Here is an 11,936-nt window from a genome sequence, read left to right as displayed (position 1 = left end):
CGGCCTCAAGGGCATGGCGGGCGCGTTCGACGACGCGGTCACCACCGGCGTCCAGCGCAAGCGTACCGCAATGGAGATCCTGACCGATCTGCTGCGCGCCGAGGGCGCGCACCGCCACGCCGCCTCGATCCGCTACCGGATGAGCGCCGCCAGGTTGCCGGCGGTGAAGGACCTGGACGCGTTCGTGTTCGACGGCACCCCGATCAACGAGGGGCTGGTGCGCTCGCTTCACTCAGGCTCGTTCCTGCCGGGCAGGCGCAACGTCGTGCTGGTCGGAGGCACGGGCACCGGCAAGACCCATCTCGCCAGCGCGATCGCCGCCAGTGTCATCCGCGCCGGGGCGCGTGGCCGCTACTTCAACACCGTCGATCTGGTGACACAGCTCGAGGAAGAGACGCGGATCGGCAAGGCCGGCGCGCTCGCGGCCCATCTGCGCCGCCACGAGCTCGTGGTCCTCGACGAGCTTGGCTACCTGCCGTTCGCCCGCTCGGGCGGGCAGCTGCTGTTCCACCTGATCAGCAAGCTCTACGAACATACCTCGGTGATCATCACCACCAACCTGACGTTCGGCGAATGGCCCAGCGTGTTCGGCGACCCCAAGATGACGACCGCGCTCCTCGATCGCATCACCCATCACTGCGATATCGTCGAGACCGGCAACGACAGCTGGCGCTTCAAGAACCGAAGCTGACCCTGTCGAGGAGGGGCGGTTCGCGCTGCTCGCGCCACCGGTCCGGCTACGCCCGCCCGACGCCGCAAGCAGCGCGAACGGTGACATCCTCATCGACGTTCTCCAACGCCATAAGGGGGTCCCTTTTGGACGCCGATCAGGGGTCCCGGTTCGACGCCTATTTACACTACTGAGCTTCGCAAAGCAGATTGAGCCGTTCTACGCGGCCCGGTGTAAGAGTAAGTTCGCCTGCATCGACTGGCCGATCTGATTGGCGAGCGGAACCCACAAGTGGCCATTCAGCACTGCTAAAACGCTATCCCGAAAGCGGACGCTTGTTCATGGGAGTGCATCGCTCGCTCAGGCTGGCGGACGTAGATATCGAGCACTGCCGCAAACTTGCGAATGTTCCTGACATGTTCTATGCACCGAACACTGACGTGAGCGACGTTAAGCTGCCTCAGCTTCCGTTTTCCTGATGCTGAGGTATGTCTTTCGCGGTCGGCGTATACGATCGCACTCCGGACGTCGCCGGAAAGGAGGCAAGGATTGTGCCATTCCTGAGTGACGCCGAGCGCGACGACCTGCGGATCGATCGCATGGTTTTCCACGTCGTCGGTCCTGACCTCACCGATCCGGTCCTCCTTGCCGAGTTCGACCCGCCGATCTTCACCGAGTTCTTTCTGGGCCGCATCAAGTCGGCGATGGGTGGTAACGCCTACAAGTTCAGGCCGGAATCGCCAACGATGGCGACGCTGCGCGAGATTGGCGCGGACCAGACGCAGTTCGTCCGGGGGTCAGAGACCTTGGCGGCGTCCTTCCAGCACGAGCACCGGCAGAACTCGATCGACGGCGTCTTCTTCCTCTTTCTCCTGAGTACGGTCGAGGACCGGCGCATGTTCGCCCTGGTCAAGTATGATACCGACCAAGTGCTCAAATATGAGATCGCGGACGCGGAAGGCCGTCGCAGGGCCATCCTGGAGGAGTTCCGGCAAACATTCTCGACCAAGCGCGAGTCCCTCCAGAAGATTGCGCTTGTGCGCCTCGGCGCCGAGGATGGCGAGATGATGGTTCGAGACCGGTCAAGGCCGGAGGGCATCTCCGAGTACTTCGGAAAATTCTTACGCGTGAAGCGCGCGGCCACTCCGGCGGAGTTCACCAAGAAGACCGAGCGGCTCTTGAAGGAGGTGATGAAGCAGCACCGCGACGACCTCGATCCCGAGATCAGGAAGGGCGGCGCGCGGCGGATCAATGAGCAGCTTCGCACGACCCGCGAGTTCGGTCCAGAAACTCAGCTGCAGCTCTTTGATGCGGTGTTCGGCGTGCTGCCCGACAACTCTCCGGTGCGCAGGACCTATCTACGCAAGCTCGCGACCGCGAAACTCGACGAGGAGACCTTCCAAGTCGATCCGACTGCCATTCCGCGTACGCCGCGCCGGCGGATCGAGACGGTCGAGGGCATCCAAATCCTGTTCGACGAGGAGGACCGCGGCCGCATTGAGAAGCGCGAGCTCCCGACCGGTGACACCGAGATTCTGATCACCACAGCACAGGTGACCGTGGACGACGACGATGCCCTCGACCGTAGCGGCGGCACTTGACGCCTCCGCCGGGCTGGCGGTCAGCGAAATCAACGGCACGCTGACTGCGGCCGGGGCCCCCGGCCTCGCGACCCTGAAGGCGTGGCGGGCGGTCGCGGAGGCGTGCGCTTTCGATGACTGCCGGCTGACGTGCCGCGACGACCTGGGCGATGCGCACGACCTGCGCGAAATCGACTTGGCCGAGCTCGAGGGATCGCTGCTGCGGTTGACGCTCGAGATCGGCCGTCCGGCGCACGCGGTCCACGTCGCGACGCTCGAGGGTCTTCGCCGAGTGCTTGTCTCGCTCGGCAACCTTTCGGACGTGTCGGTGGTCCGCCTGCTGAGGCTGGCCGAGCCGATCCAGACGCTCGGCTTGCGGATCGAGCCATGGGAGGACGGCGATGGCGACGCGGCCCCGCGCGCTGCGCGCCAGTATTCAAGCCCGCGGCGCTTCGCGCGCACGATCGCTGGCGATGCCCGGTCACCTGTCGAGATCGGCTCGTGGCTTCTTGAGAGTGAGGGCCCGACGGACCGAGTGGACGAGGCGTTTGTGCTTTGGCGGGGATTTGCAGCGGACTCGGTCCGCCGGTCGCTGGTCAATGAGATTTACGACGCGGATGGTGCGGTGCGCGTCGTGCTGGCGGGAACGCCCACGCGTCGTTTAGAGCTGGGGGTCGCGGAGGTCGACGCCGTCTCGTTTGCCATGCTCCAGCAGGCAGCGCGCTGGATCTACGTTGAGGGTCCGGACGCGGAGCTCAGGCATGCCTTACTCACCAACGAACTCGCCAGAGAATGGCGCGACGACGAGCCCTTCGCCCCCGGACTACCGGCGAGGCTCCCGGCGGCGATAGAGAGTGCGGGACTCGCCTACCGCGCTCACATCCAGCAGGGCAGCAAGGACACCATCAAGAGCCTTTCGGACCTGCGCAAGACGCTGGCAGAGGAGATTGGCAAGGTCACACAGCAGACCCGCGACCTAACTACGGGGCTATGGAGGGACGTGGCCGTCGCGATTGTGACGATCGCGTTTCGCTATTCGATGGACGCGGCGAAAATCGCGGCGGCGAAGCCCGCCTACGCCGTCATCTTTGCGCTAGTCGCGGCCTACATTGTCATCAGCCAGGTCGTGACAGTGCGAAGCAGCCGCGCGTTCCTGAAGGTCGCGGCAGATGCCCGCGCGCTCTGGCGTCAAAAGGGCTACGCCTACCTTTCCGACGAGGAGTTCGACGCGCTCGCCGGTAAGCCGCTCACCGATACTAGGGGCATATATGATCGAGTTGAGGCGGTGGCGAGCTGGGTAGCGGGCATTGTTGCCGCGGGCCTGCTCACCACGGCTGCTTGGGAAGTTAGTGCATGGCAGGCGCTGTTTAGGTGGATTGCGGAGCTGTCTTGCTGAACGAGTACCGCCGTTCGTCCAACGGAAAGTCTTCGACCCATAGTCAGTCATTCGAGGCCCCCTCGGAGCTCCCCGAAAGCCGCCAGCTGCGCGCCGATGGCCGAAACGGGGCGGATAGCCGTCTGTCCGGACTCCGGAGCAGCATCTGCGATTGCTGACGTTCCAAGGGACGGCTGATCGCGCGACACATCCCACCCTGGCGACGCCGAGATGCATGAGGTTTAAGCCCCTTGACGCCGACGCTGAGGTTGGACGGGATGCGATGGCCCGAGCGCAACAGTATCCCTACGCGATATGCACGCTCTTCAGATGTTGGAAATGCGCGCCGGTCAAACCCTCGAATGATGCGCCCGTGATGATCAGTTGTGCGCCGGCATAAGCTTCCTGCGTCAGCAAATTAATAAACGGCTGCACGATGAAATTCTCTTTGTCGCCGATCTTCTCGCCAAGGAAGTCGCCGGGCACGTCGATCACGACGAGACCGGGATAATGGGCCCCTTCAACCGTCGACAACGTGAGCAGACCATAGTGATACGCCATGAGAAAATAGAGGGAATCGGTTCCGCCCAGCGCCTTTGACCAAAGGCGCCGCCCTACAAGGATCCGAAATGTCCGAGCCGACAGCTCGACGCGAACGCGATTATGGCGCCACGTGTTTGGCTGAAGATGATTCAGCGCCTCAAGATAGGCGTTCATTCCGTCCTCGAGGTGCGCTGCTGCGGCATCGAAATCGATCGCGCGGGCTGAAGCCGCCACACTTGTCTCGAGCGGCTTGATCAGTTTTTCCAACCGGGCAATCTCGCTCGTTAGCGCCACGCCGACATCCAGCGCTTCGCTCACGCGGACAAGCTGCCGTTCGCGTTCGTCGAGCTGACCGCGGCTCGTGTCGATTGCCCCGATGCGGTCATCCGCGAGCGCGGCTATCGCCGACCGCGCCGGCCTGAGCTCTTGATCGATTTCGATCAGCTCCTTTTCGGCCGCGTCTGCGTCTGCGTCCAGTTTGTCAGCCTCTTGCGTGATCACCGCCAAGAGCTCATCGGCCTCAGCGATCTCTCCGACAAGACGGTCGCTCTCGAAGCGCAACCGTGCCGCGCCCATACCATCGATGATCGGTTCGGCCGGCAGATGCTGATGACACAAGAAGCAGTCAGCGCTGTGTTCCGCCAGAGCCTTCACCATCTGGTCGCAGGCCGGGCAATGGGTGATCCGCAGATCCGACAAGATAGCACCCGCATCGGCGGCGCGGGTCATCCGCTCGATCTCTTCCGCTAGATCGCTGCGATAGCGCTGAAGCTCTCCGAGCCGGTCGCCGACCTCGTTTCGGCGCCGGTTCAAGGTTTCGATCAGCACGGACGTCACGGCGCGCTGGACGCCGAGCTCGGCAACCCGGCTTCGCTGCCCGATCGTCAGTACGGAGTCGGCCGTCTGTGAGAGCAATCTGTCGCGCTCGGCGAGGAGGCTCCCGCGCTGATCCTCCAACCTCTGCTTCGCGGCGGCGATCGTAACCGCGCTGACATCAACCTGGATGTCCCCGTGGGCGAGCAGCTCGCGAGCGAGTTCGTTCAGCGTGAGCGCATAATTCTCGCGTCGGAATTTCAGCTGCTCGACCTGAAGCTTGTATTCGACCAGCGTTCCATAGTCCGCGCTGAAGACATGTTCGGCGAGGCCGGCGAATTGCAGGATGCAGGCGAGTTGCTCGGCTTCAGGCTGACGGTCAGCAAGGTCGGTCCAGAACCCCTGGCGCCGGTATATATGCCGCAGGAGCATGCGGAAGCTGAGTTCCGGCCAGGTCTGGCCTGACATCGGATTTCCCTTTGGAAAATGCAGCAGCGGGATGCCGAGCTTTGCAAAGAGCCAATGCTGGAACTCCTTTGCTAGCATCGGCTCCTGATCGACGTAGATCTTGCCCTTGCCGCCCGCTTCCTTCCAACGGCGCGAAATCCAAAACGTCTCCTCACCAAGCCGGATTTGAGCGGACGCCGCATTGTACTTTGCAGCGAGGCCTTCATCTTCGTCGTCTCCGAAGGGATCCGCGCCAGGTTCGCCAAGCAGATAATCCAGCGTTTCCAGCCATTTGGTTTTGCCCGTGTTCGGGCTCCCGACAAGAAGATTGACACCATCTTCGAAGAGCAGTCGCTCGGGACCGCCCGTCGCCAGGCGACGGTTCAGCGACATGATGGATAGAAACGCCGTCGTCATTTCTGGATCACACGCCCCATTTCGCGCTTGCCGACTTCCGCGTCGAACAACCGGTATATAAGGTCCTTGAGATAGGTGCCCGACTTCGCCCCGAACGCGGACTTGACCGTTTTCAGCCGGGCAATGAGCGGTGCGAAGGAAGGGCGTTCAGCCAATCGCTCCGTCGATTCCTTGCCGAGCTCTGTCAGGCTGATCTGATAGGACTTTTTTTCTTTGGTGATGGTGATCAGCTGCTTCGCCTCGAGATGGGCAAGCACATGATAATAGCGCTTATCCCAAGGACCATAATGGTGGCGCACCATCGACGCCTCGACGGCCCGATCCGCGCCAACGGCAGGGGCGTCTGGAGCCTCCGATTTCGAAACAGCCGCGCGCGCAACATCGAAGAAATCTGGATAACGCGTGAAGAAGTCGAGTTTTGCCATCTTGGTCAGCCCGTCGATGCGGCCGGCCGTCCCGCATATTTTAACGAGCAGCAAAAGCCTTGCGGCGTGGAATTCGAGGATATCGTCTGCGGCGAGCGGGAGGCTTGCAGGCTGGGTGCCGAGGCGGGAGAGCGATTTCATGCGCCCGGCGGCTCGAACCGGAGCAGGCAGCGATCGGCGATGTCGTAGAGACAGCCCTTCAGATAGGCGGATTGGTCGGGAAGTCCGGGCGGCCGGTCCGCGTTGATGATATTCATCTGCTCGACGCAACGGGCATGAAAGCCCGCGCCATCCGCCCTCAGAACCCCCGACATCAGGCGGGTGCGGAGCGACATCGCGTCCGATTTGACCCGGCCCTGGACCGCGCGTGTTTCGTCGGTTTCCATATAGCGAGGTGACCGGACCAGCGTGCCGTAATCGCGGCGCAGCTCGACTGCCAGCTCGATGATATCTTTGGAGACCCCGGCGGCGGCAAGCTTTTCAGCGAGTTTCCCGCCTGACTTTTGCGCGGCGCCATCACCGATCTCGCGCAATTTGCCTTGCCACCATGCCACGATCGTCTCGCGGGAGATAATCTTGCGCAGCCGGTGCGGGGTCCAGAGCAGATCGCCCGCAGTCTTCGCCATGACCCGCAGTTCCTCGAGCAGGGTCATGACCTGCTCGATCAGCAACATGCAGCCGGCCGCACTGGCGAGCACGAACAGGCGACGCTGGTTGCCCTGGACGACGGTCTGATAGTCATGCCGTGCCTCCCAGCGACAATGGGTCAGCCAGTAGGCGCTATCGGCACCTTTCGGGGATTTGGCGTCCGGAAAGCGTTGGTTGAGCTCAGCGAGGAGCGCGGCCATCGCTTCACGAGTGAACAATCGGAACTCTGAATCGGCCGCGTAGGTTAAAGGCTCGAGCGGGCTCGCCGGCGACCGCAGTGTGACGATGCGAAAGCGTGCGGTTTCAGCGTGACAGTCGCGTGCGAGCGATCGTTCGAAGAGCGAACTGGCGGGTGTCTTCTTCTTCTCGCACAGCGTCGCCACGCTCCAGAGTTGATCCGGCTCCTCGGCCTTGACCTGCACATATTCAGCGATCCGGACGGTATCTTTATCGGTTGAACGTACGAGAACGACATCGTCATGCGTCTCGAAATGGATCTTCAGCAGAGCCGGATCACCGATCATATCCACCAAGAAACCGACGGCGACTTCATCCTGATAGCTGAAGCCGCTGCGCGCGATCGGCCCGCCCTCTTCGGCAGGACCGGCATCGTCGATGGAGGGCCACACGATCTCCGTGGCCGCAGAACCTGGCGGCGGTTTGGTCACGCTAAGACCGAATCAGCTGTTTAACCCGCATTCTGCCATGGTCGTTCGTCGCTGCCACATTTCAAGAGCTCGTGTGGATCGCAGCATCATTCCTCAAGTTCTGCTTTGGCAAGCCGCTCGGCGCGCCCCGCAGCTTACAACGACGCGCGTGCGTTGGACAGGGCAGTCTCGGCCTTGATCGTGTCAAGCGTGCTGATTTCGACTGGGTGTGTGAGCTTCTCGAGCTCCTTCTCCTTCGTGATGCGGTTTATCTCGGCCTGCAGGGTAGCGACCTGCGTCTCGCCGAATGCGTCGATCTTGCCCCTGAGCGTCAGCTGATCGAGTTCGAACTGCATCAGCGCGATCTTGAGTGTCACACTCGATCTATGGGCTAGCCGCGAGCGGTCCAGCCCGCACGGTCCAGATCACGGCGCGACGGGGCTAGAAACGGACATCGGCGTCGATTTCCTGCATTCACCTTCCGCAACGCCAGCCGGCTGTGTCGTGGTTACTGGCGTAGAAGCTGGTGGAGCGCGGAGCTGGCGGCGGCCCCAACTCAGCAAATTTTCTTCCCCGCTTCCCGTTTTTCTCTCCATCTCCGCAATGTGGGGAGAGGAGACGATCCGCGACATGTCGGACGGGATTGAAACGCTATCGATCGAGGAGGTGGCCCGGCTGTTGAGCCGGTTGCGCCAAGCCGATCATCTGCGTCTTGCCGCGCTCGCGCAAGCCTGGATCAGCGGTTGCCCACGGCGCGAAGCGGCCGAGCTTCTCAACGAGGCGCTCGCGCGTGTGCTGTCGGGCGCCCGGCCATGGCCCGCCGATGTCTCGTTGCCGGCTTTTCTGTCACAGGTGATGCGCAGCATCGCCAGTCAGTGGCGGCATGAAGATCAACGCGAACCGCTGCTCGATGATGCCGATGTCGTTCGCGACGATAGCGTGACCACCTTGAACCACGATCTTGCGGACCTGAACGAGCGAATGCGCAAGGCGCTCGACGACGATCCGGACGGGCTAGGCATCTTCGAACAGATCCTCGGGCAGAGGAGCCGGAAGGACGCGCGCGCAGAACTCGGCATCGACGAAACCCAATACGACACGGCCCGACGCCGGATGATCCGCACCCTACGAGACCAATTCAGCCCTGGATGGACCCTATGACGACGCCCCGTGACCCCGACCAGCTTCTCGCGCTCATCGCTGAAGGCATTCTCGAGGCGAGCGACGATGAGATCATCGCCACCGCCCAAGCACACGGCGTCGATGTGACGGCGCTTGAGCGCAAGGTCCGCGAGATCATTGCCACCCGCGTCACCGCGGTGCAGGCGTCCCCGCAGCCCAATTTCGCGATCGGCGCCACCGTCGCGCTTCGCTCCGATCCCGCGCGGATCGGCGTGATCACCGGCGTTGTGCCCAGCAACCGCGAAACCCGGCTCAGCGTCTTCATCGATGGTCGGCTCGAAACCTGGTATTTAAGCCAAGTCGCCGCCGCGGACCTGACGCCTGGAGCGGTGCATGCGACGCTCGACGAGTTTAGTGCTCGGCTGACCGCGCTGCAGCTGTCTGAGCCCAGCATCGCCAACCTCTATTCGCTGCAGGCCGGGCGTATCGACTTCATCCCTTACCAGTTTCGGCCGGTGCTCAAGTTCGTGCGCGCCGATCGGCCGCGCATGCTCGTTGCCGACGAAGTTGGCGTCGGCAAGACGATCGAAGCCGGCCTGCTGTTGCGCGAATTGCAGGCGCGTCGCCCGCTGCGCTCCGTCCTGATCGTCTGCTCGAAGGCGCTCGTCGTAGAGGAGAAGTGGCATCGCGAGATGCGGCGCTTCGACGAGGAGTTCGTAACTTTGGCGAGCGACGACCTGCGCTACTGTCTCGATCAAACCGATATCGAGGGCGAATGGCCCGACCGCTTCTCGCGCGCCATTCTGCCATTTTCGCTGGTCAACGATAACCTGCTGCAAGGCTTTGGCCAGCGCGGCGGCGGTCGCGGTCCGGGTCTCAGCACGCTCGAAACGCCGCCGCGTTTCGACCTGCTGATCGTCGACGAAGCGCATAATGCCCGCAACAGCGACACCAGCCTGCATCAGGGATTGCGGCTGCTCGCCGACAATGCCGAAGCGGTGGTGCTGATCACCGCCACGCCGGTGCAGCTGGGCACGGGGGATCTTTTCTCCTTGCTCAATCTTCTCCGCCCCGATCTCGTCATCGACCGCCCGACATTCGAGCGCATGGCCGAACCGAACGAGGCGATCAACGCGGCGATCGCGGCGATCCGCGGCGCAGTGGAAGGCTGGCAGGATGCGGCACGCGGTTATTTCCTGGAGGCCGCCGCGACTGATTGGGGCCGTGCCATGCTCGCGCCTTCGCCGGAGTTCCGTAACCTGCTGACCGCGACCGCGGCGGCCGAGACGGATGACGATCGCGTCCGGCTGATCCGCCCGGCGGAGGGCTTGCACAGCTTTGCGTCGATGATCAGCCGCACCCGCCGCCGCGACATCGGCAATTTCACGAGCCGCAAGGCACGAACGATCGAGGTGCCTTTCACGCCCGAGCAACGCGCTATCCATGATGACCTTTTATCCCTGCAACGCGCGATCTACCTGCGGACGCATGGCGCGGCGCCACTGGGTTTCCTGATGACCACCATCCGCCGACAGGCCGCGAGTTCGCTCCACGGCCTCCTGCCGTTCCTGGAATCAATCCTGTCGCGGCGGCTGACAGACCTCGAACTGGTCGAGATCGGCGGCGATCCACTTGAGACTGAGACGGCGGTCGACTCGATCCGAGCGGAAATCGCGGCGATCGTCGAGCGCGCGCGGGCGCTGCCGGCGGACGATCCCAAGCTCGCCCGCCTGCTCGAGATCATCAGCCAGAAGGCCGACATGCCCAATCGCCGTCTGCTGCTGTTCAGTTCGTTCCGGCACACGCTAGCCTATGTCGAGGCCGCGCTCCGCGCGAACGGCGTTCGTGTCGGGCTCATCCATGGTGGCGTTGCGGATGAGGATCGCCGCTCCCTGCGCAAGGCGTTCGCGCTGCCGCCTGAGAATCCTCACGCGATCGACGTGCTGCTGTCGTCGGAAGTCGGTTCGGAAGGTCTCGATTTCCAGTTCTGCGATGCACTAGTCAATTACGACATTCCCTGGAACCCGATGCGCATCGAGCAGCGGATCGGCCGTATCGACCGGTATGGTCAGGCCAGCCAGACCATCGCGATCTACAATTTCGTGACCCCTGGCACGGTGGACTTCGACATCTTCGACCGCTGCCTCCTGCGGATCGGGGTGTTCGAACGCGCAATTGGAGGGGGCGAGGCAATCCTGGGCGAGATCGCCGGCGCGTTGCAAGCGGTGGCGGATGACTTCACCCTCACCGACGAGGAGCGCGGCGCGCGGCTCCAGCAGCTGGCCGACAACGAAATCCGCCAGGTCATCGAGGCCGATGCGCTCGAGGAACGCGAGGCCGAGCTGTTCGGCGTGCGCATCGAGCGCAACCGGATCGACGATGAAATTGCGCAGGCGTCGAGCCGCTGGCTGGAGCCGAGCGCGCTCGAGCGGCTGGTCGGGCTGCATCTCGAGCGAGAACTCGAAGTCGCTCGCAACCCGATCAGCGGCCAGGGGCCGGTCAAGAGCCTGCGATTGTCCGCGGACGCACGGCGACGGCTGGTTCCGGCACGCGGGCGCGGTACCCGCCTCAATCTCGCCGAGCGGGAATGGGAGAACTGGCTGCGTGGGGACCAGCAGACCCTGGCGCTGACGTTCGATCGGGATACCGCCAACGCCGATCGCGGCTTGGCCTTCATCACGCCGGTTCATCCGCTGACCCAGGCGGCCGCCCGGTCCTTTGCTCGCGACGAAGAGATCCAGGTCACTTTGAAGGTCACAGACCCGACGCTTCCGGTCGGCGATCATGCCTTCGCCATCTACCAGTGGCAGATGCGGGGCTTGCGCGAGGATGCCATGCTGGTGTCGGTCGTCGAAGACCCGATCGTCAGCGCGGCGTTCACGGACATCTTCGCCACGGCGCAGGACGCGAGCTATGTCGGCCTTCCCGGTGCTGCCGTGATCGAAGGGCTGGAAGGCTGGCACCATGAACTTTGGACCCGTCGTCGCGCCGCCCATATCGCTGAGGCTGGCGAGATCGCGCGCTTTCGCCGCGACAGCCTCGAAGCCAGCCACAACGCCCGGATCGCCATTCTGGAAGAGCAATTGCGCTCGGTCACAGAGGATCGCATCCGCCGCATGCGCCTCGGCCAGCTCGCGCGCGCCAGTGCCGATCACCGCGAGGCGCTCGACAATCTCGCGGCGGCCGAACGTCGCGCGGACATTCTTCCCCGCCGCGTCGCCGCAGGCATCCTTCGCGTGGAGCATTGAT

The 11,936-nt window shown here is 63.3% G+C and carries 9 protein-coding genes; 5 read left to right on the top strand and 4 right to left on the bottom strand.

Annotation, left to right across the window (positions count from 1 at the left end):
• From istB to ACE5C1_RS12100, 3 genes are all read left to right on the top strand, one after another.
• Positions 1 to 691 (top strand): IS21-like element helper ATPase IstB (istB, locus tag ACE5C1_RS12110; protein WP_374944334.1); only part of this gene is annotated, 691 nt, incomplete at its 5' end.
• Between the two features lie 530 nt (positions 692 to 1,221).
• Positions 1,222 to 2,271, top strand: a complete 1,050-nt coding sequence (locus tag ACE5C1_RS12105; RefSeq protein ID WP_374944333.1) for a nucleoid-associated protein — start codon at positions 1,222 to 1,224, stop codon at positions 2,269 to 2,271.
• Complete coding sequence (locus ACE5C1_RS12100; protein ID WP_374944332.1) at positions 2,243 to 3,646, top strand: hypothetical protein; 1,404 nt, start codon at positions 2,243 to 2,245, stop codon at positions 3,644 to 3,646. Before ACE5C1_RS12105 ends, ACE5C1_RS12100 begins: the two co-directional genes overlap by 29 nt.
• 285 nt (positions 3,647 to 3,931) lie before the next feature.
• Here the strand turns inward: ACE5C1_RS12100 and ACE5C1_RS12095 are convergent, their stop codons facing one another.
• The 4 genes from ACE5C1_RS12095 to ACE5C1_RS12080 all read right to left on the bottom strand — a co-directional run bounded on the left by ACE5C1_RS12095 (position 3,932) and on the right by ACE5C1_RS12080 (position 7,942).
• Complete coding sequence (locus ACE5C1_RS12095) at positions 3,932 to 5,845, bottom strand: hypothetical protein (RefSeq protein WP_374944331.1); 1,914 nt, start codon at positions 5,843 to 5,845, stop codon at positions 3,932 to 3,934.
• Entirely contained in the window at positions 5,842 to 6,411 is a 570-nt protein-coding gene (locus ACE5C1_RS12090; protein ID WP_374944330.1) for a hypothetical protein, read from the bottom strand. The genes ACE5C1_RS12095 and ACE5C1_RS12090 overlap by 4 nt, the downstream gene beginning before the upstream one ends.
• A complete protein-coding gene (locus ACE5C1_RS12085) occupies positions 6,408 to 7,586 on the bottom strand; it encodes a dsDNA nuclease domain-containing protein (RefSeq protein ID WP_374944329.1) in 1,179 nt (392 codons plus the stop codon). Before ACE5C1_RS12085 ends, ACE5C1_RS12090 begins: the two co-directional genes overlap by 4 nt.
• A gap of 134 nt (positions 7,587 to 7,720) precedes the next feature.
• The gene (locus ACE5C1_RS12080) at positions 7,721 to 7,942 is read right to left on the bottom strand and encodes a hypothetical protein (RefSeq protein ID WP_374944328.1); all 222 of its coding nucleotides are present in this window, start codon (positions 7,940 to 7,942) and stop codon (positions 7,721 to 7,723) included.
• 226 nt (positions 7,943 to 8,168) lie between these two features.
• On the opposite strand from ACE5C1_RS12080, the gene ACE5C1_RS12075 reads away from it, so the two are divergent.
• Positions 8,169 to 8,726 (top strand): hypothetical protein, encoded by a 558-nt coding sequence (locus tag ACE5C1_RS12075; RefSeq protein ID WP_374944327.1) that lies wholly within the window; start codon positions 8,169 to 8,171, stop codon positions 8,724 to 8,726.
• Positions 8,723 to 11,935 carry a DEAD/DEAH box helicase gene (locus ACE5C1_RS12070; RefSeq protein ID WP_374944326.1) on the top strand — a complete coding sequence of 1,071 codons (3,213 nt, stop codon included), beginning with the start codon at positions 8,723 to 8,725 and terminating at the stop codon, positions 11,933 to 11,935. Before ACE5C1_RS12075 ends, ACE5C1_RS12070 begins: the two co-directional genes overlap by 4 nt.
• Position 11,936 lies beyond the last annotated feature (1 nt).

Source organism: Sphingomonas sp., assembly GCF_964263785.1.
Lineage (GTDB): Bacteria > Pseudomonadota > Alphaproteobacteria > Sphingomonadales > Sphingomonadaceae > Sphingomonas.
Note: the sequence above shows the minus strand (reverse complement) of the source record. Positions and strands in the feature narration are given on the sequence as shown.